General features: G+C 70.6%; 25 protein-coding genes. 5 read left to right on the top strand and 20 right to left on the bottom strand.

Annotated features, from left to right (window positions below; translation table 11 throughout):
- Positions 1–12: 12 nt before the first annotated feature.
- Both BMY89_RS08860 and BMY89_RS08865 read left to right on the top strand, forming a co-directional pair.
- On the top strand, positions 13–912 hold the full coding sequence (locus tag BMY89_RS08860) for an ABC transporter ATP-binding protein (RefSeq protein ID WP_092377856.1): 900 nt from the start codon (positions 13–15) through the stop codon (positions 910–912).
- On the top strand, positions 909–1,757 hold the full coding sequence (locus BMY89_RS08865) for an ABC transporter permease (RefSeq protein WP_092377859.1): 849 nt from the start codon (positions 909–911) through the stop codon (positions 1,755–1,757). The genes BMY89_RS08860 and BMY89_RS08865 overlap by 4 nt, the downstream gene beginning before the upstream one ends.
- A gap of 40 nt (positions 1,758–1,797) precedes the next feature.
- On the opposite strand, the gene BMY89_RS08870 is transcribed toward BMY89_RS08865, so the two are convergent.
- Together BMY89_RS08870 and murA are read right to left on the bottom strand one after the other, a co-directional pair.
- On the bottom strand, positions 1,798–2,646 hold the full coding sequence (locus BMY89_RS08870) for a 3-hydroxyacyl-CoA dehydrogenase family protein (RefSeq protein WP_092377862.1): 849 nt from the start codon (positions 2,644–2,646) through the stop codon (positions 1,798–1,800).
- A gap of 74 nt (positions 2,647–2,720) precedes the next feature.
- Positions 2,721–4,163 carry a UDP-N-acetylglucosamine 1-carboxyvinyltransferase gene (murA, locus tag BMY89_RS08875; RefSeq protein ID WP_092377865.1) on the bottom strand — a complete coding sequence of 481 codons (1,443 nt, stop codon included), beginning with the start codon at positions 4,161–4,163 and terminating at the stop codon, positions 2,721–2,723.
- On the opposite strand from murA, the gene BMY89_RS08880 reads away from it, so the two are divergent.
- Both BMY89_RS08880 and BMY89_RS08885 read left to right on the top strand, forming a co-directional pair.
- Entirely contained in the window at positions 4,162–4,734 is a 573-nt protein-coding gene (locus BMY89_RS08880) for a cob(I)yrinic acid a,c-diamide adenosyltransferase (RefSeq protein WP_092377868.1), read from the top strand. The genes murA and BMY89_RS08880 overlap by 2 nt on opposite strands.
- Positions 4,710–5,123, top strand: a complete 414-nt coding sequence (locus BMY89_RS08885) for a VOC family protein (RefSeq protein WP_092377870.1) — start codon at positions 4,710–4,712, stop codon at positions 5,121–5,123. The genes BMY89_RS08880 and BMY89_RS08885 overlap by 25 nt, the downstream gene beginning before the upstream one ends.
- A gap of 246 nt (positions 5,124–5,369) precedes the next feature.
- On the opposite strand, the gene BMY89_RS08890 is transcribed toward BMY89_RS08885, so the two are convergent.
- The 14 genes from BMY89_RS08890 to BMY89_RS08955 all read right to left on the bottom strand — a co-directional run bounded on the left by BMY89_RS08890 (position 5,370) and on the right by BMY89_RS08955 (position 17,422).
- A complete protein-coding gene (locus BMY89_RS08890) occupies positions 5,370–5,954 on the bottom strand; it encodes a hypothetical protein (RefSeq protein WP_092377873.1) in 585 nt (194 codons plus the stop codon).
- Positions 5,955–6,402: 448 nt separating this feature from the next.
- Entirely contained in the window at positions 6,403–6,858 is a 456-nt protein-coding gene (locus BMY89_RS08895) for a DUF2550 domain-containing protein (RefSeq protein ID WP_092377876.1), read from the bottom strand.
- Between the two features lie 13 nt (positions 6,859–6,871).
- Entirely contained in the window at positions 6,872–7,156 is a 285-nt protein-coding gene (locus BMY89_RS08900) for a F0F1 ATP synthase subunit epsilon (RefSeq protein WP_092377879.1), read from the bottom strand.
- A gap of 89 nt (positions 7,157–7,245) precedes the next feature.
- On the bottom strand, positions 7,246–8,400 hold the full coding sequence (locus BMY89_RS08905) for an LCP family protein (protein ID WP_092377881.1): 1,155 nt from the start codon (positions 8,398–8,400) through the stop codon (positions 7,246–7,248).
- Between the two features lie 219 nt (positions 8,401–8,619).
- A complete protein-coding gene (gene atpD / locus BMY89_RS08910; protein WP_092377885.1) occupies positions 8,620–10,074 on the bottom strand; it encodes a F0F1 ATP synthase subunit beta in 1,455 nt (484 codons plus the stop codon).
- Positions 10,074–11,012: a F0F1 ATP synthase subunit gamma gene (locus BMY89_RS08915; RefSeq protein WP_092377888.1), complete on the bottom strand. Its 939-nt coding sequence runs from the start codon at positions 11,010–11,012 to the stop codon at positions 10,074–10,076. Before BMY89_RS08915 ends, atpD begins: the two co-directional genes overlap by 1 nt.
- A 9-nt stretch (positions 11,013–11,021) precedes the next feature.
- Complete coding sequence (gene atpA, locus BMY89_RS08920) at positions 11,022–12,668, bottom strand: F0F1 ATP synthase subunit alpha (protein WP_092377889.1); 1,647 nt, start codon at positions 12,666–12,668, stop codon at positions 11,022–11,024.
- Between the two features lie 92 nt (positions 12,669–12,760).
- Entirely contained in the window at positions 12,761–13,585 is an 825-nt protein-coding gene (locus BMY89_RS08925; protein ID WP_170147635.1) for a F0F1 ATP synthase subunit delta, read from the bottom strand.
- Positions 13,582–14,112, bottom strand: coding sequence for a F0F1 ATP synthase subunit B (locus BMY89_RS08930; protein WP_092377895.1), 531 nt, complete (start codon positions 14,110–14,112; stop codon positions 13,582–13,584). Before BMY89_RS08930 ends, BMY89_RS08925 begins: the two co-directional genes overlap by 4 nt.
- Before the next feature lie 29 nt (positions 14,113–14,141).
- Positions 14,142–14,363, bottom strand: coding sequence for an ATP synthase F0 subunit C (gene atpE / locus BMY89_RS08935; protein WP_092377903.1), 222 nt, complete (start codon positions 14,361–14,363; stop codon positions 14,142–14,144).
- A 95-nt stretch (positions 14,364–14,458) separates the two neighbouring features.
- Positions 14,459–15,238: a F0F1 ATP synthase subunit A gene (atpB, locus tag BMY89_RS08940; RefSeq protein WP_092379159.1), complete on the bottom strand. Its 780-nt coding sequence runs from the start codon at positions 15,236–15,238 to the stop codon at positions 14,459–14,461.
- A gap of 42 nt (positions 15,239–15,280) precedes the next feature.
- A complete protein-coding gene (locus BMY89_RS08945; protein WP_092377906.1) occupies positions 15,281–15,502 on the bottom strand; it encodes a hypothetical protein in 222 nt (73 codons plus the stop codon).
- A gap of 163 nt (positions 15,503–15,665) precedes the next feature.
- Positions 15,666–16,139, bottom strand: coding sequence for a Cg1360 family ATP-synthase-associated protein (locus tag BMY89_RS08950; protein ID WP_092377909.1), 474 nt, complete (start codon positions 16,137–16,139; stop codon positions 15,666–15,668).
- Positions 16,136–17,422: a serine hydroxymethyltransferase gene (locus tag BMY89_RS08955; protein ID WP_092377912.1), complete on the bottom strand. Its 1,287-nt coding sequence runs from the start codon at positions 17,420–17,422 to the stop codon at positions 16,136–16,138. The genes BMY89_RS08950 and BMY89_RS08955 overlap by 4 nt, the downstream gene beginning before the upstream one ends.
- Positions 17,423–17,457: 35 nt before the next feature.
- Here BMY89_RS08955 and BMY89_RS08960 point away from each other — a divergent pair, with 35 nt between their 5' ends.
- Positions 17,458–18,936, top strand: a complete 1,479-nt coding sequence (locus BMY89_RS08960; protein WP_092377916.1) for an SDR family oxidoreductase — start codon at positions 17,458–17,460, stop codon at positions 18,934–18,936.
- On the opposite strand, the gene BMY89_RS08965 is transcribed toward BMY89_RS08960, so the two are convergent.
- The 4 genes from BMY89_RS08965 to prmC all read right to left on the bottom strand — a co-directional run bounded on the left by BMY89_RS08965 (position 18,918) and on the right by prmC (position 23,335).
- Positions 18,918–21,029, bottom strand: coding sequence for a transglycosylase domain-containing protein (locus BMY89_RS08965; protein WP_092377919.1), 2,112 nt, complete (start codon positions 21,027–21,029; stop codon positions 18,918–18,920). The two genes, BMY89_RS08960 and BMY89_RS08965, sit on opposite strands and share 19 nt — an antisense overlap.
- A gap of 96 nt (positions 21,030–21,125) precedes the next feature.
- Positions 21,126–21,737, bottom strand: a complete 612-nt coding sequence (locus BMY89_RS08970) for an arsenate reductase/protein-tyrosine-phosphatase family protein (protein WP_092377921.1) — start codon at positions 21,735–21,737, stop codon at positions 21,126–21,128.
- The gene (locus tag BMY89_RS08975) at positions 21,738–22,382 is read right to left on the bottom strand and encodes an L-threonylcarbamoyladenylate synthase (RefSeq protein WP_092379162.1); all 645 of its coding nucleotides are present in this window, start codon (positions 22,380–22,382) and stop codon (positions 21,738–21,740) included.
- Positions 22,382–23,335, bottom strand: coding sequence for a peptide chain release factor N(5)-glutamine methyltransferase (gene prmC / locus BMY89_RS08980; protein ID WP_372433305.1), 954 nt, complete (start codon positions 23,333–23,335; stop codon positions 22,382–22,384). Before prmC ends, BMY89_RS08975 begins: the two co-directional genes overlap by 1 nt.
- Positions 23,336–23,342 lie beyond the last annotated feature (7 nt).

The following is a 23,342-nucleotide window of genomic DNA, read 5'->3' on the forward strand; positions in this document are numbered from 1 at the left end:
ACACTTGACGGCATGAGTGACGAGGTCGCGATCCACGTCCGGGGGTTGCGCAAGGCGTACGGCGACACCGTCGCGGTGGCCGGGCTGGACCTGGATGTCCGCCGTGGCGAGGTGTTCGCCCTGCTCGGGCCGAACGGCGCCGGCAAGACCACCACCGTGGAGATCCTGGAGGGCTACCGCAACCGGGACGCCGGTGAGGTTCGGGTGCTCGACCTCGACCCCGAGTTGGCCCTCGGGTCGCGGCTGCGGGGCTCGACCCAACCCCCACGCGCCCCGGGCCACCCGAGGAGCTGGCGTGCCCGGGTGGGCATCGTGCTCCAGGGCACCGGGGAGTTCGACGAGCTGACCGTCGCCGAGGTGGTGCGCCACTTCGCCGGCTTCTACCCGGACGCCGAGGACCCGGACAAGGTGATCGAGCGGGTCGGGCTGACCGCCAAGGCCCGGGCCCGTACGCACACCCTCTCCGGTGGGCAGAAGCGCCGCCTCGACGTGGCACTGGGCATCGTCGGCCGTCCCGAGCTGCTCTTTCTCGACGAGCCGACCACCGGCTTCGACCCGGAGGCGCGGCACGAGTTCTGGGAGCTGATCCGGGACCTCTCCGCCGCCGGCACCACCATCGTGCTCACCACGCACTACCTGGACGAGGCCGAGGCGCTCGCCGACCGGGTGGGCGTGATCGCCGGCGGCCGGCTGGTCGAGGTCGCCACCCCGGACCGCCTCGGCAACCGGCAGGAGGCACAGGCAACCGTCTCCTGGCGTACGCCGGACGGCCGGGTGGAGAGCGCGGAGAGCGCGACGCCGACGGCGCTGGTGGCGGAGCTGGCCGCGCGCTTCGGTGGCGAGGTGCCGGGCCTGACCGTCACCCGGCCCACCCTGGAGGACATCTACCTGCGGATGATCGGACAACGATGAGCACCACGACGAGGCCGGCGGCCCCGGTCGCCGCCACCGCACCAGCCCGTCGGCTCGGTCCGACCCGTCTCGCCCTGCGTCAGGGTCGACTGGAGATCCGGCAGTTCCTGCGCAGCCGCGAGTCCGTCGTGTTCACGCTGGGCTTCCCGCTCATCATGGTGCTGATCTTCGCGTCGATCTTCGACGAGGAGATCGCGCCCGGCGTGAGCTACACCCAGTACTTCATCACCGGCATGATCGCGACCGGCCTGATGACGGTCAGCTTCCAGAACCTCGGCATCTGGATCCCGATCGAGCGGGACCGGGGCGTGCTCAAGCGCTACCTGGGCACCCCGATGCCGAAATGGGTCTGGTTCGCCGGCAAGGTGCTCATGGTGCTGGTGATCGGCGTCGCGATGACCGCGCTGCTGCTCGCCGTCTCGGTCACCCTGTTCGACCTGAACCTGCCGACGGACGCCACCTCCTGGTTGACCTTCGGCTGGGTCTGCGCCCTCGGGATCACCGCCTGCACCCTCTGCGGCATCGCGATCTCGTCGCTGGCCCGTACCGCGCGCAGCGGCTCGGCGGTGGTCACCCCGATCGCGCTGGTGCTCCAGTTCATCTCCGGCGTCTTCTTCGTCTTCACCAACCTGCCGAGCTGGATGCAGCAGGTGGCGGCCATCTTCCCGCTCAAATGGATGTGCCAGGGGCTGCGGGCGGTCTTCCTGCCGGAGAGCTTCGGCGCGGACGAACCCGGCGGCTCGTTCGAGCTGACCCGCGTCGCCCTGGTGCTCGGCGTCTGGTGCGTGATCGGCCTGGTGCTCTGCCTGACCACCTTCCGCTGGACCACCCGCCGCGACGGCTGAGCCACGGGGAGGGCCCGGCCGGGCCCTCCCCGAAGCCGCGTCAGTACGAGTAGAAGCCCTGGCCGGTCTTGCGGCCCAGGTCGCCGGCGGTGGCCATCCGCTGGAGCAGCTCCGGTGGGAAGAACTTCTCGTCGGCGGTGTCGGTGTAGATGTTGCGCGTCGCGTTGAGCAACACGTCGACGCCGGTCAGGTCGACGGTGGCCAGCGGACCCATCGCGTGCCCGAAGCCGAGCTTGCAGGCGGTGTCCAGGTCCTCGGCCGAGATGACACCCGCCTCGACCAGCTTGACCGCCTCCATGGCCAGGGCGCAGATCAGCCGGGTGGTGACGAAGCCGGCGATGTCGCGGTTGACCACCACGACCGTCTTGCCGATCTCCTCGGCGAACGACTTCGCCGCGTCCAGGGCGGCGTCGCTGGTCTTGTACCCGCGGACCAGCTCGCAGAGCTTCATCATCGGCACCGGCGAGAAGAAGTGGGTGCCGACGACCGACTCGGGACGCTCGGTGACCGCCGCGATCTGGGTCACCGGGATGGCCGAGGTGTTGGTGGCCAGCACCGCGTCCGTCTTGCAGATCTTGTCCAGCGCCCGGAATACCTCGTGCTTGATCTCCAGCTTCTCGAAGACCGCCTCGACGACGATGTCCGCGTCGGCCGCCGCCTCCAGGTCGGTCGTCGGGGTGATCCGCCCGAGCGCCGCCTCGACGTCGTCCGCGGAGATCTTCCCCTTCTCGGCGAACCGCTCCAGCGACTTCCGGATGCCGGTAAGGCCGCGCCGCGTCGCCGCGTCGTCCAGATCCCGCAGCACCACCTGCCAGCCTGCCTGCGCCGCCACCTGAGCGATACCCGAGCCCATCAGCCCGGCACCGACGACCGCGAGTCGACCCGCCATCTGCCTCTCCCTCGCTGCGATTGGAGTGTCTGACAGCACCCTAGTCGGCGAGCCTGAACGAAGCCTAAGGCGGCTCAGATGGTCAGCTCGGGCTCCTCCGGTGCGGTGGCCCGCTCGACCTCGATGCCGAGCGCCCGCAGGTCCGCCACGAAGTCCGGGTAGCCCCGGTCGACGTGGTGCACGTGGGACACCTCGGTCGTCCCGTCGGCACAGAGCCCGGCGATGATCAGCCCGGCGCCGGCCCGGATGTCGGTGGCGCGCACCGGTGCGCCGGACAACCGCTCCCGGCCGCGTACCACCGCGTGGTGCCCGTCGGTCTTGATGTCCGCGCCCAGCCGCATCATCTCGTTGGCGAACATGAACCGGCCGTCGAAGATGTTCTCGGTGATCAGGGAGGCACCCTCGCTGAGCGCCGCGAGCCCGATCGCCATCGGCAGCAGGTCGGTGGCGAACCCCGGGTAGGGCAGCGTCACCACGTCCACCGCCCGGGGCCGGTCGTCCATCCGTACCCGGAAGGCGTCCGCCCTGGTCTCCACCAACCCGCCGGCCGCGACCACCTTGTCGAGCGCGACCTCCAGGAACGCCGGGTCGAGGCCGGTCACGGTCACGTCGCCACGGGTCATCGCCGCGCCGAAGGCCCAGGTCCCGGCGACGATCCGGTCCCCCACCGTGGCGTGCCGGACCGGCCGTAGCCGGGGTACGCCGACGATGGTGACGGTGGACGTGCCCTCGCCATCGATCAACGCGCCCATCCGCTGGAGCATCGTGCAGATGTCGACGATCTCCGGCTCACGGGCGGCGTTGTCGATCACAGTGGTGCCGTCGGCCAGCACCGCCGCCATGATCAGATTCTCGGTCGCTCCGACGCTCGGAAAGTCCAGCACGATCTCCGCGCCGCGCAGGCCGTCGGGGGCCGAGGCGATCACGAAGCCGTGCTCGCCGCAGATGTCGGCACCCATCCTGGTCAGCCCGGAGACGTGCATGTCCAGGCCACGGGAGCCGATCGCATCGCCGCCCGGATGGGCGACCCGCACGTAGCCGCGCCGGGCCAGCAGCGGGCCGAGCACACAGATCGACGCGCGCAGCCGGCGGACCAGGTCGTAGTCGGCCTCCACGCCCGGCTGCTCCGGTACGTCGATGGTGACCGAACGGGATCGGGCCACCCCGCCGACCGCCACCATCGGGTCCACCGGATCGTCGGCGTCGAACCGTACGCCGCAGCCGAGGCGGCGCAGCACCTCGCCCATGATCGCGATGTCGGTGATCCGCGGAACGTTGGTGATCACGGTGCGGCCGGGAGCGAGCAGCGCGGCGGCCATCAGCTTCAGCGCCGAGTTCTTCGCACCGACCACGTGCACGGTGCCGGCGAGCCGGGCGCCACCGCGTACCCGGATGACGTCGACGTCGGCGACCGCGGGGTCACCCGCGTCGCCCGGGCCGACCCCCGAGCTCCATCCCGTGCCGGCGTCCGGGCGTGCCGGGATCGTCAGGTCCGGTATCCGTAGGCTGTGCGTCATGGCCGTCCACCTCACGCGCATCTACACCAAGGCCGGCGATGCCGGCATGACCAGGCTGAGCAACAACGAGCAGGTGCCGAAGAACGATCCGCGGATCGCCGCGTACGCCGACGTCGACGAGTGCAACGCCGCCATCGGCGTGGCGCTCGCCCTGGGCCAGCTCGACGACGGACTGCGGACGGTGCTGGGGCTGATCCAGAACGACCTGTTCGACGTGGGGGCAGACCTGTCCACCCCGGTCGAACCGGACCCGAAGTACCCGCCGCTGCGGGTCACCGAGGAGTACGTCGAGCGCCTCGAGGGCTGGTGCGACGAGTACAACGCGCGCCTGAGCAAGCTCGACTCCTTCATCCTCCCCGGCGGCACCGCGGGCGCGGCGCTGCTGCACGCGGCGCGGACGATCGCCCGGCGCGCCGAGCGGTCGGCGTGGGCCCTCGTCGCACATGACCCCGACCGGACTGGCCACCTCCCGGCAAAGTATCTCAACCGGCTGTCGGACCTGCTCTTCATCCTGGCAAGAACGGCAAATCCGGCCGGAGACGTGCTATGGGTGCCGGGCGGAGGCCGGTGACGGTCGGAGCACTGCACCACGTGGAGGTGTGGGTACCCGACCTGAGCGCCGCGATGCGCGGTTGGGGGTGGCTCCTCGACCAGTTGGGCTGGACGCCGTTCCAGGAATGGCCGGCGGGCCGCTCCTGGCGACTCGGCCCGACGTACCTCGTGCTGGAGGAGTCGCCCGCGCTCTCCGGCCGCCGCCACGATCGGCTCGCCCCAGGGCTCAACCACCTGGCCTTTCACTGCGGCCCACCCGCCGCCGTGGACCGGCTGGTCGCACAGGCTTCCGGGTACGGGTGGGAGTTGCTCTTCCCCGACCGTCACCCCCATGCCGGCGGGCCCGACACGTATGCGGCGTACCTGGTGGACGGGCAGGGGTACGAGGTCGAGTTGGTGGCTTCCTGATCCTCGGGTTTGCACTTGGGTTGCGGTTTTGGGGCTGGGGGCGACCGTGCCCGGCTCCGGGCGGTCAGGCTTGATCCCTGCGCCGGGCACGGTCGCCCCCAGCCCGTCGTGGGCATCCGCCATCCGCAGGTGACGGGTCGAGAGACGCCGCTGGCCGGCACCCGGGGTACGGGTGCCGGCCAGCGGCTTTCTGCTCCCCCTCTGTCGAGGAAAGTCTGATCGAGATGTGGGTCAGTTGTTGCGGGGTCAGCTGTTCCAGTGCTGCGCGACGAGGTCGGCGGCCAGCTGCTCCCACTGGGCGTAGTGATCCGGGTACGCCGACACCTGCACGGTCTGCGCGGCCACGGTCAGCGGCATGTCCTGCCAGCCGTCGACCTGCTTCAGACCCTTCAGGAACGCCAGGGTCGAGTACTCCGGGTCGGTGATCTGCTCCACCGTGCCCCAACCAGAGGTCGGACGCTGCTGGAACAGGCCCTGCGAGTCGTGGTCGTTGCGGTCACCCAGGTGACCCAGGTTCTCCAGCTTCGACTCCTGCAGGGCGGTGCCGATCGCCACCACCGCGGCACGCTCGTCCATACCGGCCTTCTTCGTCGCCGCGATGATCGCCTTCACATTCGCGGTCTGCTCATCAGACAGGTCGATCGTCGACTGACTGCCCTGCACACCGTGCGGGATCAGCTTGCCCATGTCCGGCTTGTCAGCCTGCACCACCGAGGTCGCACCCGCGACCGGAGCGGTGTCGGCGTACGCGGCCACCGGACCAGCGACCATGCCACCAGCAAACGCCACACCAGCAATACCCAGCACGCTCTTACGGAAGATCGTGTTCATGATGAAAGCTCCATTCGGGGGTTGGCACACACACCGCTAGGGGGAAGCGGACGCGTGCAAGCACCGTCAGGCGCCCAAAGACGGGGGAAAATCTCCGGCACGGGGGCTGTCAGCCGCTACCCGATGCCGGGACCAGATGTAACGACCGGCGACCCGCCACCATTCCCGGGGGTCCAGCACCCACCTCGGCGGGTGGTCCTCCTCGGCCGTTCAGGGGTGTACAACGACGCCGACCCGCCAGCCATTCCACCGCGACGCCGCCAGCCGACCGGCCGGACCGGACATCGGAGCCGATACCACCCACGGCTGGGGATGTGCCGGTGGCGCTGCTGATCGACCTGGGCTGATCAACGCCGGATGGGCGATATGGCGCGGGTCGGGCGGGACACTGCCATGGGCGGCGAACGGCGTCGACCACGCGGGCCACGCCCACAAACAGCCGACCGCGTCAGGCGGCGGGCCAGTCCTGCGAGGCCATACGCGGCGAGACCGCCCCCGGAGGGGCGGCCTCGAGCCAGGAGAGAAACCCGGTGACGGTAGATCGTGCCATCGCGATCTCGACCGGGGCGTGTCGACTGGTACACCGGAGGATGATCCAGTCGGCCGGCATGGACATTCGTTCCTGCCCCTCGGGCAGTCGCCGTCGCTCCACCGTCAGCCCTTCGCGGGAAAGCACCCGCTTGGGGCGTACCGCGAAACTGACCATGCGGTACCAGCGGAGTTCATCGCCGGCGAAGCGGCCGAAACCGGGCGACCATCCGCGACCGTCGAGCATGGTGGTGGTCCGGACGCTCAACCGGATGATGCCCCCGCTACGGGTGACCAGAGCCCGCCGGATGAAGAGGAACAGAATCGCGCCGAGGATCACGGCGAAGCCGATTCCGACCCCTTCGACGATCTCCATCGGCGGAGTCGACTCAGCTGTCCGAAGCGGCGGAGACCGGGCTGGCGCTCTCGGCAAGTACGGTGACGCCACTCTCGCTCACCGAAAGGAAGCCGCCGGCCACCTCGTAGGCGACCTGCTCGCCCCCGGGGAGCTTGATGCGTACCCGGCCGGGCTCGGCGAGCTGGCCGAGCAGGGGCGCGTGCCCCGGCAGCACACCCAGCTCACCCTCGGTCGTCCGGGCCATCACCATCTCGGCCTTGCCGGACCAGACCTTCTCCTCGACGGCCACGAGCTGGACGTTAAGCTGCTCTGCCACGCTGTCTCCTTGCTGAGGCGGCGGATTGGGAAAAGTCTAGTCCGGCCCCGGACGCGTTCTACATGCGGGTGCCGAGACCTGCGCCACGGTCAACTCCTGCTCAGCAGCTTGGGGTGTTCGAGCAGGAACGGGTCCAGCAGTTCCCGCTCCAGGGCGACGAAGAACTCGTCGACCTCGGGCTCGAAGCGCTCGCCGAGGTACTTGCCGTTCTCGCTGATGCCACCGCCCGGCAGCTTGATCATCTGAATGTTGCCGGGACGGATGTCCTTGAGCGCGAGACCGAAGTCGACCACGCTGTGCCCCCGGCCACTGAAAATCAACGACTCGCCGGCCGCCCGGAGCACCTTGTCGAGCTTGACCGGGTTGGTCACCACGTCGGCGCTGAGCGCCTGCCCGGCCATTGCCTTGACGAACTGCTGCTGGTGCCGCTGCCGGCCGTAGTCGCCGTCCGGGACGCCGTTCTCCGGGTACCGCTGGCGGACGTAGTCCAGCGCCTGCCAGCCGCTCAGGTGCTGCTTGCCCTTCGGGTAGACCGCCTGCGGCCCGATGTAACCCGCGCCGTTCGGGTTGCCCTTGCGGTGCTTGCCGTCCGGCTCGCGGTGCTCGGAGCGGACCTCCCGCTCGATGTTCATGGTGACGCCACCCATGGCGTCGACGATCTTCCGGAAGCCGGAGAAGTTGATGATCGCGCCGGCGTCGAAGCGCTCGATTCCGGTGACGTTCTGCACGGTGATGGCGAGCAGTTCGAAGCCACGCGCCGCGTCCGGCTTGCCGCCGGGCACCCGGCTGCCGTAGGACATCGCGGCGTTGAGCTTTGTGGTGTCGCCGTTGAACTCCGCCTTGCGGAACGCCGGGATGTCGACGTAGAGGTCGCGCGGCAGGGAGAAGAGGTAGGCCCGGTCCATCTCCTTCGGCACGTGCAGGACCATGATCGCGTCGGACAGCGGCGGCGTGTCCTCGTCGCGGGGGTCGATGCCGACCAGCAGGATGTTGAGCGGCCCCTTGATGTCGCTCTTGGGCGTGGCGCCGGCCGCCTGGTCGCCGAAGAGGTCGGCCTTGCCGATCGCACCCTCGTAGCGGGCCATCAGCGCCTCCGCGCCCACCAGGCTCGTGCCGCTGAGCACCATCAGCACCACGCCGAAGATGGTGCAGAGCTGCGCCCAGCGCGGCACACCCCGCCATACCGATGGGCGTCCACCGCGCTTACCGCGTCTACCGCCCCTACCGGCCTTGCCCACAAGCATCTCCGTTCGTCGCGTCCCCTGGGGAATACGGGCGCGCGTAGCCGAATGGTTTAACCGATCACCGCTCGTCGGCGCAACGAGTGTGGCTAGACGGTATCTCGCAGGCGGCGTGATCGCCGAGCGCGGGAAACCGGGCAGCGGCGATGCTACGTCGTGAAGATGAACAGAAGGCCGCCCCGGGGTTACCGGGACGGCCTTCTGTTCGTTCGTGTCGAAGGGTCAGCTCTTCATCAGCTCGGCGGCCTTCTTCTCCAGGTCGTCGAGCCCACCGCACATGAAGAACGCCTGCTCGGGGAAGTGGTCGTACTCCCCTTCGCTGATCTTCCGGAACGCCTCGATGGTCTCCTTGATCGGGACCGTCGAGCCCGGTACGCCGGTGAACTGCTCCGCCGCGTAGGTGTTCTGCGACAGGAAGCGCTCGATCCGCCGGGCCCGCTGGACCGTGATCTTGTCTTCCTCGGAGAGCTCCTCGATACCGAGGATGGCGATGATGTCCTGCAGGTCCTTGTAACGCTGCAGGATCCGCTTCACCTCGCTGGCCACCTGGAAGTGCTCCTGGCCGACGAACTCGGGAGCCAGGATCCGCGACGAGGACGCCAGCGGGTCGACCGCCGGGTAGATGCCCTTGTCGGAGATCGACCGCTCCAGGTTCGTGGTCGCGTCCAGGTGGGCGAACGTGGTGGCCGGGGCGGGGTCGGTGTAGTCGTCCGCCGGCACGTAGATCGCCTGCATGGAGGTGATGGCCTGGCCTCGGACGGAGGTGATCCGCTCCTGCAGCTCACCCATCTCGTCGGCCAGGGTCGGCTGGTAACCCACCGCGCTGGGCATCCGGCCCAGCAGGGTGGAGACCTCGGAACCGGCCTGGGTGAAGCGGAAGATGTTGTCGATGAAGAGCAGCACCTCCTGCTTCTTCACGTCACGGAAGTACTCCGCCATGGTCAGCGCGGAGAGCGCGACCCGCAGCCGGGTGCCCGGGGGCTCGTCCATCTGGCCGAAGACCAGCGCGGTCTTGTCGATGACGCCGGACTCGGTCATCTCGTGGATGAGGTCGTTGCCCTCACGGGTGCGCTCACCCACGCCGGCGAAGACCGAGGTACCACCGAAGTTCCGGGCCACCCGGGTGATCATCTCCTGGATGAGCACCGTCTTGCCCACACCGGCGCCGCCGAACAGGCCGATCTTGCCACCCTTGACGTACGGGGCGAGCAGGTCGATCACCTTGATGCCGGTCTCCAGCATCTCGGTCTTCGGCTCCAGGTCCGCGAAGGCCGGGGCCTTGCGGTGGATGCCCCAGAGATCGTCGGCCTCGATGCTCTCGCCCTCGGTGAGGTTGAGGCACTCGCCGATCGCGTTGAACACGTGGCCCTTGACCGCGTCGCCGACCGGCACCCGGATCGGGAAGGCGGTGTCACGGACCTCGGCGCCGCGTACCAGACCGTCGGTGGGCTGCATCGAGATGGCGCGAACCACGTTGTCACCCAGGTGCTGGGCGACTTCCAGGGTGAGCGTCTTCTCGCCGCCGGAGAGGGTCACGCTCACCTGCAGGGCGTTGAACAGGTCCGGCATGGCGTCGCGCGGGAACTCGGCGTCGACGACCGGGCCGATGACCCGGACCACGCGACCCGTGGCCGTCTTGGTCTCAGCTGGTCCACCAGCAACTGCGGATACAGTCATCACACTTCACTTCCCGACGCGGCCAGCGCGTTCGCGCCGCCGACGATCTCACTGATCTCCTGGGTGATCCCGGCCTGGCGGGCCGAGTTCATCTCACGCGTGTACTTGTCGATCATGTCTTCCGCGTTGTCGGTGGCGCTCTTCATCGCCCGCCGCCGGGCCGCCGACTCGCTGGCCGCCGACTCCAGCAACGCCGCGTAGATCCGCGTGTTGATGTACTTCGGCAGCAGCGCGTCCAGCAGCGCCTCCGCGTCCGGCTCGAACTCGTACGCCGGCAGTACACCGGGGGCAGCCTCCGATCGGGGCCGCTCCTCGATCTGCAGCGGGCCGATGATCCGGGTGACCGGGTTCTGCGTCATCAGGGACTTGAACTCGGTGTAGACGATGTGCAACTCGTCGACCCCGCGTACCCCGTCCGGGCCCGGCTCGCCGTCGACATCGTCAGCGCCGGCCGAGAACGCCTTGATCAGCGTCTCGCCCACCTCGCGCGCGTCGGCGAAGGACGGCTGCTCCGAGAAGCCCGTCCAACTGCCCTCGATCGGCCGGTTGCGGAACCGGTAGAACGACACGCCCTTGCGCCCGATGACGTAGAGCACCGGCTGCTTACCGTCGGCCTCAAGCCGGGCGACCAGCGACTCCGCCGTCCGGATGGCGTTGGAGCTGTAACCGCCGGCCAGGCCCCGGTCGGCGGTCACCAGCAGTACACCCGCCCGCCGCACCCGCTCGCGCGGAGTGAGCAGCGGATGGTCGACCGAGGCGTTGGACGCCAGCGCCGTGAGGACGCCGGTGATCGCCCGGGCGTACGGCAGGGACGCCCCCACCCGGGCCTGGGCCTTGGCGATCCGGCTCGTCGCCACGAGCTCCATCGCCTTGGTGATCTTCTTCATCCCCTTCGCCGAGCGAATCCGTTGACGAAGAACACGTACCTGCGCCGCCATGGCTCGGCCCTACTGCTTCTGGGCCGGAGCCTCGCCGCTGTAGCGGGTGACCGTCTCGTGCTCGGCCTCGCCCTCCAGCGGCGCCGCCGGCGCCTCGTTGATCGTGCGCTCGTCCTCGCGGCCGAGGAAGCCCTGCTTGAACTCCGCGACGGCCGTGTCGAGGGTGGCGATGATGTCGTCGTCCCACTTGTTGTCGGCGATCGCCTGCAGCGTGGCGCTGTGCTTGCGCCGCAGGTGCTCCAGGAACTGGGTCTCGAAGCGCCGCACGTCACCGACCGGGACGTCGTCGAGCTTGCCCTCGGTGCCGGCCCAGACCGAGACGACCTCGTCCTGCACCGGATACGGCGAGTAGTTCGGCTGCTTGAGCAGCTCCACCAGGCGGGCGCCGCGGTCCAGCTGGGCGCGGGAGGCCCGGTCCAGGTCGGAGGCGAAGGCGGCGAACGCCTCCAGCTCACGGAACTGGGCCAGGTTCAGCCGCAGCGAGCCGGCGACCTTGCGCATCGGCTTCACCTGCGCGGCGCCACCGACCCGGGAGACCGAGGTGCCGACGTTGATGGCCGGCCGGACGCCCTGGTTGAACAGGTCGGTCTCCAGGAAGATCTGGCCGTCGGTGATGGAGATGACGTTGGTCGGGATGAAGGCCGAGATGTCGTTGGCCTTCGTCTCGATGATCGGCAGGCCGGTCATCGATCCGCCGCCCATCTCGTCGGAGAGCTTCGCGCAGCGCTCCAGCAGCCGGGAGTGCAGGTAGAAGACGTCACCCGGGTACGCCTCACGGCCCGGCGGGCGACGCAGCAGCAGCGACACGGCACGGTACGCCTCGGCCTGCTTGCTCAGGTCGTCGAAGACGATGAGGACGTGCTTGCCGTTGTACATCCAGTGCTGGCCGATGGACGAGCCGGTGTACGGGGCGAGGTACTTGAAGCCCGCCGGGTCCGACGCCGGGGAGGCGACGATGGTGGTGTACTCCATCGCGCCCGCCTCCTCCAGCTGGCCCTTGATGGAGGCGATGGTGGAGGCCTTCTGACCGATGGCGACGTAGATGCAGCGGACCTGCTTCTTCGGGTCGCCGGAGGCCCAGTTCTCGCGCTGGTTGAGGATGGCGTCCAGGGCGACCGTGGTCTTACCGGTCTTGCGGTCACCGATGATCAGCTGCCGCTGGCCCCGACCGATCGGGGTCATCGCGTCGATGGCCTTGATGCCGGTCTGCAGCGGCTCGAACACGGACTGCCGCGCCATCACGTTCGGGGCCTGGAGCTCCAGCTCGCGGTAGCCCTCGTCGGTGATGTCGCCGAGGCCGTCGATCGGCTTGCCGAGCGCGTCGACCACGCGGCCGAGGAAGCCGTCGCCGACCGGTACCGAGAGCACCCGGCCGGTGCGCTTGACGCGCTGCCCCTCCTCAAGCCCCGAGTAGTCGCCGAGGACGACGACACCGATCTGCCGGACGTCGAGGTTCAGCGCCACGCCGAGCGTGCCGTCCTCGAACTCCAGCAGCTCGTTGGTCATGGTCGAGGGCAGGCCCTCGACGTGGGCGATGCCGTCGCCGGTGTCGGCGACGGTGCCGACCTCCTCACGGGAGACGTCGGGCGAGTAGGAGGAGACGTAGCGCTCGAGGGCGCCACGGATGTCCTCCGTCGAGATGGTCAGCTCGGCCATCCTCTGCTTCCTTAAGTATCAGGGGCCCGGGATACCTAGTACCGACCGGTCCTCGGGTCGACTGTCATTCCGAGCGCTTCGCGGGGTGTTGGTCAGCGCTTCGCGAGCGCGTTACGGGTCTCGTTGAGGCGGCGCAGGATCGTCCCGTCGTACAGGTCCGAACCCACCCGAACGCTCGCTCCGCCGAGGATCGTCGGGTCCACCGTAAGCTTCACGGCGACCTCCCGCCCGTAGATGGTCGAGAGCTGGTCGCCCAGCCGGCGTTCCTCGTCCTCGGTCAGCGGTGCCGCGACGGTCACGTACGCGACCTGTCGGTCGCGGCGATCCGCCGCCAGCTCCACCAGTCGGGTCAGCCCGGCGGAGAACGACCGGCCACCGAAGCCGGCCAGGGCCGCCTCCACCAGTCGCACGGTCACCGGCCGGGCCTTGTCGGTCAGGAGCATCCCGACCAGCTCGGCCCGCTGGGCCACCGGTGCGATCGGGTCGGACAGGGTGTTGGACAGCTGCCGATCCGCGGCGACCACCTGGCCGAAGCGGAACAGCTCGTCCTCCACCTCGCCGAGCTCGCCGGCGCGGTCCGCGCTGCCGAGCAGGGCCTGCACGCCGAGGCGTTCGACCGCGTCGAGCAGCTCCGACGGTGCCGACCACCGGCCGGTCACCAGGGTGCCGAGCAGCTCCAGCGCGTCCGCACCGACCTTGCCGGAGAGCACCCCGGTCAACAGGCCGGCCCGGTCCTCGCCCGAACGGGCCGGATCGGAGAGCGCCCGGCGCAGCCGGACCTCACGCCGCAGCAGGTCCGCCACGGTGAGCAGCTCCGCGCCGGTGGTGGCGGCGGCCGACGGCTCGGCCCCCCGGAGGTACTCCTCCAGCCGCGCGAGCGCGACGGAGTAGGTCTCCCGGCTGGCAGCCCGCATCAGCGGGCCCCCGCGCTCTCGAGATCGGTGAGGAACCGCTCGACGGTGCCCTTGCGACGGGCCTCGTCGGCGAGCGACTCGCCCACGATCCGGCTGGCCAGGTCGACCGCGAGGCCGCCGACCTCCGCGCGCAGCTCGCGCACGATGGTCTGCCGCTCCACGGCCAGCGAATCCCGGCCGGCCGCGATGATCCGGTCGGACTCCTCCCGAGCCTTGGCGAGGATTTCGGTCCGGATCGACTCGGCGTCGGCGCGGGCGTCGTCCCGGATCTTGGCCGCCTCGGTACGCACCTCGGCGAGCTGGGCCCGGTACTGCTCCAGCAGCTGGTTGGCCTCGGCCTGAGCTGCCTCGGCACGCTTGAGGCCGCCCTCGATCGCGTCGACCCGCGCCTGGTACATCGCCTCCATGCGCGGCATCACGAACTTCATCAGGACGAAGCAGAGCAGGGCGAAGGCGATCGACCCGACGACGAGCTCCTGCCAGATCGGCACGAGCGGGTGGTGCTCCACACCTTCAGCGGCGACGTACATGTCAGACCTCCGGGTCGCGTCGGGCTACGTCAGACTGCGAACGCGAGCACCAGGCCGAACAGGGCGAGCGCCTCGACCAGCGCGAAGCCCAGGACCAGCCAGGTGCGGTTGTAGCCGGCGGACTCCGGCTGGCGGGCGCTGGCCTGGATGTAGGCCGCGAAGACCAGGGCGACACCGATGCCGGGGCCGATGGCGGCGAGGCCGTAGCCGATGGTGTTGACGTTGCCCTCGATGGCGGCAATAACGTCCATTGCGGGTATTCCTCCTAGTAGACGCGTGAGTTCTCACGCGTACGCGGTCGTACCGGAAGTTTGGTCGGGCCGGGCGGCCCGCCGAGGTCTCTGGATCAGTGCCCGTCGGCGAGCGACGTGCCGATGTAGTTGGCGGTCAGGGTGACGAAGACGTAGGCCTGCAACAGCGAGACCAGCACCTCGAAGAAGGCCATCAAAATCGCCATCAGGAACGAGAAGATCGACGTCGCCTGAATGAAGATGTTGTCTGAGGCCAGCATCACGAAGCCGCCGACGGTGAAGACCAGCAGGATCAGGTGACCGGCGAACATGTTGGCGAAGAGTCGCACCGCCAGGGTGACCGGCCGGTTGATGAAGTTCTGCAGGAACTCGATCGGGATCAGCAGGAAGTGCATCGGCCACGGCACGCCCGGGATGATCAGGCTCTGCTTGAGGTAGCGGCCCAGGCCCTGCTTGCGGACACCGATGTAGAGGTACATCACGTAGGTGATCGCGGCCAGCACGATCGGGAAGGCGATGTGTGAGTTCGGCGAGATCTGCAACCCGGGGGTGACGCCGAAGAGGTTTGTCACCGCGATGAAGCAGAACAGCACGGTGAAGTACGGCGCGAACCGGATGCCGTCCTTGCCCATCTGCTCACGGGCGATGTTGTCCCGGACCAGGCCGTAGATCGACTCCGCGTACCACTGGCCCTTGCTCGGCACCAGCTTCGGGTTCCGATAGGTGGCCATGAAGAAGATGATCAGGATCCCGACGGCCAGCCAGACCATGAGCGTGAACTTCGTGACCCACGGGCCGGCGAGATCCGGCGGGTAGAAGTCTCCGACGCTGGGGGGCCAGGGCAGGCCCTCCGCGGCGACAAGCTGTCCGCTCACCGTGTCATCCTCCGCACTCGACAGACCCACGCGTGCCGGAACTCAGGCACCGAGCCTCTTCATGATCAGGTAGATCGCTCCGGCTGCGCCGAGCATCATGCCCACGGCGATCCCAACACCGGTCGGCACTCCGAGGAACTCCCCCGCCAACCAGCCGAGGAATCCCCACACCACGATGCCGGCGAGCAGGTAGCCGAGGACGGCTCCGGCGACACCTTCCGACGAGTGTTCGTCGGGGCTTCTGGGGTGAGAGTTGTCGGCCATGACGAGGCGAACACTATCAGCCGGGTGTTTCGCGAGTGTGCGGCACCCCCCACACTGCGAGCAGCGTGCGGGCGGTTGCGGGCGCGTCAAGCCGGAGTCAGCCTACTCCTGTCCGGCCGGGGCGACAGGCCCGCGAAACGCCCGGGAAACGCCAGCCGTACGGTCAGTGATCCGACGACCGGTCCACCGTGGGCAGCGGGGAGCGCAACGCCCAGGTCAGGTGGGCTCCCGTCCAGACAACCACCGCCGCGATGATGGCCACCCCCAGGTCCGGCAACCCGGGCCAGCCGGTGGCCGCGACGGCCGCCATCACCACGCCCAGGATGACGATCTTCGTGACGTAGGTGACCAGGCCCACCGACATGATCAGTTTTGGGTGGACCGCGTCGGCCCAGGCCACCGAGAGACCGGAGATCAGGTAGCTGACGACCACCAGAGCGATGCCGGCGGCCACCCCGGCCGCCCCGGTCGGGCCGCGCAGCACGGCGGCGGCCGGCACCCCGACCACGGCCAACGCGGCGCAGGCGAGCAGCGGCAGGCGGAGGTACGGCAGCCGGGCCCGGATCGCGCCGGGCTCGCCGGCGCGCGGCACGTCCGTCGCAGGCACGCCGGGTTCGCCGGCACGGGGGGCGCTCATCGGGGGTACGCCGGGAAGGCGGCGACCAGCTCGGCCACGTCGGCGGCGATCCGGGCCAGCGCGTCGGTCCCGCCCGGCGCCGCCGGGTCGGTCCGCACGGCTCGACCAATCAGCTCGGCGATCTGTCTCATCTGCGGCTCGCCCATGCCCTGGGTGGTGACGCCCGGAGTGCCCACCCGGATGCCCGAGGCGACCATCGGTTTCTGCGGATCGTAGGGGATCGCGTTCTTGTTCAGCGTGATGGTCGCGGCGTCGCAGCGCGCCTCCGCCTCGGCCCCGGTAACCCCGGTCTCCCGCAGGTCGATCAGGGTCAGGTGGGTGTCGGTACCGCCGGAGACCGGGCGCATCCCCTCGGCCGCCAGCCCGTCGGCGAGCGCCCGCGCGTTGGCCACCACCTGCGCGGCGTACGTGCGGTAGGCCGGCTGGGCCGCCTCGTGCAGCGCGACGGCCTTCGCCGCCACCGCGTGCATCAGCGGACCGCCCTGGGTGAACGGGAAGACCGCCTTGTCGATCCGCTCGGCCAGCGGCTCCCGGCACAGGATCATGCCGCCGCGTGGCCCGCGCAGCACCTTGTGCGTGGTCGCGCAGACCACGTCGGCGTACGGCACCGGGGACGGGATCGCCTGCCCGGCGACCAGCCCGATGAAGTGCGCCGCGTCCACCATCAGGTACGCACCGACCGAGTCGGCGATCTCCCGGAACAGGGCGAAGTCGATCAGCCGCGGGTACGCCGTCGCCCCGCAGATGATCATCTTGGGCCGGTGCGCGAGCGCGAGGTCGCGTACCTCGTCGTAGTCGATCAGCTCGGTGTCCTGCCGGACGCTGTACCCGACGGTGTGGAACCACTTGCCGGAGAAGTTGACCCGGCTGCCGTGGGTCAGGTGCCCGCCGTGCGGCAACTCCATCGCCAGCACGGTGTCGCCCGGCTGCACCAGCGCCGCGTAGGCGGCCAGGTTGGCGCTCGCGCCGGAGTGCGGCTGGAGGTTGGCGTGCGCGGCGCCGAAGAGGTCCTTCGCCCGGGCGATGCCGATCTCCTCGGCCCGGTCCACCTGCGCGCAGCCGCCGTAGTAGCGCCGGCCGGGGTAGCCCTCGGCGTACTTGTTCGTCAGCGTCGACCCCAGCGCGGCGAGCACCGCCGGCGAGGTGAGGTTCTCGCTGGCGATGAGTTGCAGGCCCCCGCGCAGCCGGTCGAGTTCGCCGAGCACCACCTCCGCGATCTCCGGGTCGGTCGTGCTGAGCTGCTCGAAGTCCGGCCCCCAGAAGGTGCCCTTGACGGTCTCCACAGCGCACGAGTCTAGGAGACCGCAGACTGGAGACCGTGAGATGCCTGGTGACCGGTGCGACGGGATACATCGGCGGGCGGCTGGCCCCCCGCCTGCTGACCGAGGGACACACGGTGCGCTGCCTGGCCCGGCGGGCCGGACGGCTGCGCGACGTGCCGTGGGCCCCGCAGGTCGAGGTGGTCGAGGGAGACCTGGGCCGACCAGAGACCCTGGCCGGGGTGTTCGACGACGTCGACGTGGCGTACTACCTGGTGCACTCGCTCGGCCAGGCCAGCTTCGAGACCGCCGACCGGCAGGCCGCGACTGCCTTCGCCGAGGCCGCCCGCGCGGCCGGCGTACGGCGGATCGTCTACCTGGGCGGGCCGCAGCCGGCGACCGGCGACGCCTCCTCGGCGCACCTGCGCTCCCGCAGCGAGGTGGCGCAGATCCTGCTGGGCAGCGGGGTGCCCACGGTGGTGCTGCGGGCGGCGGTGATCCTCGGCTCCGGCTCGGCCTCCTTCGAGATGCTGCGCTACCTGACCGAGCGGCTGCCGGTGATGATCACCCCGCGCTGGGTGAAGAACCGGATCCAGCCGATCGCGATCCGGGACGTGCTGCGCTACCTGGTCGGCTGCGCGACGCTGCCTCCCGAGGTCAACCGGGCCTTCGACATCGCCGGACCGGACGTGCTGACCTTCGCCGAGATGATGCAGCGCTACGCCCGGGTGGCCGGGCTCTCCCCCCGGCTGCTGCTGCCGGTGCGCCTGCTGACGCCCACGCTCTCGTCGCACTGGGTCGGGCTGGTCACCCCGGTGCCCAGCGCGCTCGCCCGGCCGCTGGTGGAGAGCCTGGTGCACGAGGCGGTCGCGCACGAGCACGACATCGCGGCGTACCTGCCCGACCCGCCGGGCGGGCTGACCGGCTTCGACCAGGCGGTCGAGCTGGCCCTGACCATGGTCCGCGACGCCCAGGTGGAGACCCGCTGGTCGAGCGCGGCCGGCCGGGACGCGCCTGCCGAGCCGCTGCCCAGCGACCCGGACTGGAGCGGCGGCACCGCCTACACCGACATGCGGGAGCAGGCGGTGGCGGCCTCGCCGGAGGCGTTGTGGCGGGTGATCGAGGGTGTCGGCGGCGAGCACGGCTGGTACTCGTTCCCGCTGGCCTGGTCGGCGAGGGGGTGGCTGGACCGGCTGGTCGGCGGCGTGGGGCTGCGTCGCGGCCGGCGGCACCCGCACCAGCTGCGGGTCGGCGAGGCGCTGGACTTCTGGCGGGTCGAGGAGATCGTGCCCGGCGAGCTGCTGCGACTGCGCGCCGAGATGCGGCTGCCCGGCCGAGCCTGGCTGGAGATGCGGGTGCAGCGGGACGACGCCGGACGGGTCGCGTACCGGCAGCGGGCGGTGTTCCTGCCCCGGGGCCTGGTCGGCCACGCGTACTGGGCCGCGGTGGCGCCGTTCCACGCGCTGGTCTTCGGCGGGATGGCCCGCAACATCGCCGCGGGAGCCGAGCGGATTGCCGGTCAGTTGCCGGTGCGTTGACCGGTGATCCGCCAGGCGGTCGTCTCGCTGGGCGGCACGAAGTCGCGGACCGGCTCGTCCCGCAGGGCGAAGCCGAGGATCTCTCCCACCCCTTCCACCATGACGGCCTGCACCGCCCGGCCGACGGCGTCGCGCGGCTCGTCGGGGTTGGCCGCCATCGCCGCGACCACCAGCTGCGGGGTGAAGGCCACCACGGTCTCCGTGGCGTACCGCTCGGAGCTGCCGGTCTTGCCCGCCACCGGCCGAGCCAGCTGGCCACGCAGCCGGCTCGCCGTGCCACCGGCACAGCCCTGGTACATCGACTGGTCGCCGACCGGGCAGCGGGCCGCGTCCGCCGCCGCCCGGGCCACGTCGACATCGAGCACCTGCCGACAGTCCGGCGCGCCGGCGGCGACCCGGCGGCCGTCGGCATCGGTGATCGAGGTGACCGGCGTGGGCGCGCACCAGGTGCCCTCGGCGGCCACCGTCGCGTACGCCCCCGCCAGGTCGAGCGGGGTGGTGGCGGCCACGCCGAGGGTGAACGGCCCCCACTCGCGGGCACCGTGCCGGGCCAGCTGCGCGTCGTCCTCGGCCCGGAACACGATGCCCAGGCGCTCGGCCATCTCCACCACCCGGTCCGCGCCGACCCGCTCGGTCAGCCAGGCGAAGTAGGTGTTGACCGAGTTGCCGAACGCGGACCACATGTCGTGCACGCCGCTCGCCGAGGCGCTGGCGTTCTGCGGGCACCAGTACCCGCCGCAGCTCGCCTCGCCGCTGATCCGATAGTCGGTGACGATCCGCGGTGGGGCGTCGAAGACGGTACGCAGCGGCAGTCCGGCCTCCAGTGCGGCCAGCATGGTGAAGAGCTTGAACGTCGAGCCGGCCTGGTAGCCGACGATGGTGCCGCCACCGGCGACGAGCTGGTTGACGGTGTTGGGGTGGTTCTGCTGTCCGCTCGGGTTGGCCGCGACGCTGTAGACCCGGTTGACCGACATGGCGACCACCCGCCCGGTGCCGGGCTGCACGACGGCGGTCGGCAGGGCGTGCGGATGCTCCACCGAGTAGATCCGGCGGACCTGCTCGGTGGTCGCCCGCTGCACGCCCGGGTCGAGCGAGGAGACGATCGTGAAACCGCCCCGGCGCAGGGTGCGTTGCCGCTCGTCGACGCTGCCCCCGAACGCCCGCTGGTCGTTCCACCAGCGGGTGAACCAGTCGCAGAAGAAGGCCCAGTCGTTGTGCCCCTCGGGCACGGCGGTGCAGTCGTTCGGGGTCTCGCTGGGCCGCAGGTTCAGCGGCTCGGCCCGGGCCCGGGCCGCCACGTCGGGCGTGAGCTGGCCCGACTCGACCATCCGGTCCAACACGTACGCGCGCCGCTCGGTCGCGCTGTCCGCGTCCCCGTTGATCGGGTCGTCGCTGTCCGGTGACCGGACCAGCCCGGCCAGCAGCGCCGACTGGGCCAGGGTGAGCTTGGCCGGGGAGGTGGAGAAGTAGCGCTTGCTGGCGGCGGCGACGCCGTACGCTCCGGCGCCGAAGTAGGCGATGTTGAGGTAGCGGGCCATGATCTGGTCCTTGGTCAGCTCACGCTCCAAGGCCAGCGCGTAACGGATCTCCTGGATCTTGCGAGCGGTGCTCACCTCGGTGGCCGCGACCCGTTGCGCCTCGGTCAGCCGCGGGTCGGTGCTCAGCACGTTACGGACGTACTGCATGGTCAGCGTGGAGGCGCCCTGCCGGGTGGCCCCGTCGCGCCGGTTGACGGCGAACGCCCGGACGATGCCCCGCAGGTCCACCCCGCTGTGTTCGTGGAACCGGGCGTCCTCGGCGGCGACGATGGCCTGGCGCATCACGGGGGCCACCTCGCGCAGCGGCACGTCCACCCGGTCCTCCTGGTAGAAGGAGGTGATCAGGGTGGTGCCGTCGTTGGCGTACAGGTTGGACCGCTGGGCCGTCGGCGGCGTACGCAGCGTGTTGGGCAGCTCCGCGTACGGCGCGGCGAGCGCCGAGAAGCCGATGCCGAACACCAACGCGGCCGGCAGGGCCGCCGCCGCCAGCGCCAGGCCGGCCAGTACGCCGGCCAGCAGGACGGTGAAGATCTTCGGCAGGAACGCCCGGGTCATCAGCTCTCCCCGCAGGAGCCGGCAGGACTCCCCCAGGATGGGGCTAATCACCCCTTCTGCCGCGCTTTTCCCTCAAACCCGGATGAAATTCACCGATCAGGGGAGCAGGATCGCGGCGAGCGGGTGCACCGTCTCCTCGATCTCGTCGGCCACCCGGCTGAAGCACTGGTCGCCGCGGCCCCACGGGTCGTCGAGATCGTCGGTGGCGAGCGGGGTGGTCCCCTGGCGAGCCACGTGCGCGGCCTCGACCAGGGCCACCCCACGGGCGTGAACGGCGTCCGCGGTGGCCTCGGCCACCGGCAGCACCGCCGGATCCAGGACGGCCAGCAGTCGGCCGAACTCGCCCAGCACGAACGTGCGGGAGGCGGCGTCGGGACGCAACGCGACCACGTACTCCTGCTGGTCGGCGGTGGCGGTCAGGACGAGGTCGGCGGCGTCGATGTGGTCGGAACGCAGCTTGCGGGCGGCGAACCCGGTGACCGCGCCGCCCCGGGTGACGACCTGGCGGGCGGCGGGCGGGTTCATCTCCTCGCCGGCGTGCCAGCCACCGGTGCCCGCGCTGTGGCTGTGCAGCAGCTCCTCGGCCCGGGCCGGATCGACGGCACGCCGGGCGAGTCGCTCCCCCACGGCGAGGGTGAGCAGCCGCTCGGCCATCGGCGAACGGCAGATGTTTCCCATGCAGACGTGCAGGACGGTGAAGGGAGGCACCTACACCTCCTGGCTCTCGCGCAGCTGCGGCACCACGTCGCGCAGCCGGGCCAGGTCGATGGCACCCTCCCGGACGAGCACCGGCTCGTCGCCGGTCAGATCCACGATCGTGCTCGGCACCGGATCCACCGCCGGCCCCGCCTCCAGGTAGGCGCGCACGGAGTACGCCAGCTGGTCCCGTGCCTGGTCGGCGGTGAGCGCGGCCGGCTTGCCGGTCTTGTTTGCCGAGGCCACCGCCATCGGCCCGGTCTCGCGCAGCACCTCCAGCGCCACCGGGTGCAGCGGCATTCGCACCGCGACCGTGCCGCTGTCGTCGCCGAGATCCCACCGCAAACTCGCCGAGTGCTTCACCAGAATGGTGAGCGCCCCCGGCCAGAAGGCCTCCACCAGGTCCCGCGCCGCGGGCGGCAGCGTGTAGGTCAGCCCGTCGAGGGTGTGCCGGGAGCCGATCAGCACCGGCGGTGGCACGTGCGCCGCGCCCTTGGCGTCCAGCAGCGCCTTGACCGCGTACGGGGTGAACGCGTCCGCGCCGATCCCGTAGACCGTGTCGGTCGGCAGGACGACAAGCTCACCGTTGCGGACCGCCTCGATGGCCGCAGCGATGCCGCGGTCCCGGTCGGCGAGCGACCGGCAGTCGTAGAGCATCACGAGGAGCCAGTCTGCCACGTCTGCGCCGGGTCAGGTGCCGGGCGGTCCGCCCGGCGGGACGCGGTGACGAAACGGGGCCGACCGGCGAGGTCGTGGTGGTCGGCGATCGACGCGTACCCGCCGTGCGCGGTGAGCAGTCCGGGCACCGCCGTACCGTGACTGTCGTCGTGCTCGATGCCCAGCCCGCCGCCGAGGCGCAGCAGGGCCGCCGCCCGGTCGACCACCGGGCGGATGACGGCCAGGCCGTCCGTGCCACCGAACACCGCCTCCGCCGGGTCGTGCCCGGCCACCTCCGGCGGCACGGCCACCGCCTGCGGGACGTAGGGCGGGTTGCAGAGCAGCACGTCGACCCGGCCGACCAGCTCGGCCAGCAGGTCCGGGTCGGTGGCGTCCGCCTCGACCACCTCGATCGGCCGGTCCCCCGCGGCGACCCGGGCCGCCGCGTTACGCCGCAGCCAGGACAGCGCGGCGGGAGAGCGTTCCACCGCGACCACCCGGGCCGCCGGCACCTCGTGCGCCACCGACAGCGCGATCGCCCCGGACCCGCTGCACAGATCCACCACCAGCGGCGGCGCGCCGCCGGCCCGATCGACCTGCCGGGCTCGCTCGACCCCCCAGCCGGCGAGCAGTTCGGTCTCCGGGCGTGGCACGAAGACACCCGGCCCGACGGCCAGCTCCAGGTGTCGGAAGCCGGCGCTGCCGGTGAGGTGTTGCAGGGGCTCCTGCTGGGCTCGCCGCGCCACCAGCGTGTGGTAGACGTCGAGCTGACTGTCGGTGAACCCGTCCGCGAGGGCCAACCGCCCCCGGGGCACCTGGAGCACGTACGCGGCCAGCAACTCCGCCTCCGCCCGGGCCGAGACCACGCCGGCTGCCGCCAGATCGCGGGCGGCTCGGGCCAGTGCGGAAGAGGGACGGTGACGTCTCGTCCCTTCGGACGGGTGTTGCGGCACGGTGGTC

Origin of the sequence: Micromonospora phaseoli, from assembly GCF_900109115.1 — a bacterium.
Lineage (GTDB): Bacteria > Actinomycetota > Actinomycetes > Mycobacteriales > Micromonosporaceae > Micromonospora > Micromonospora phaseoli.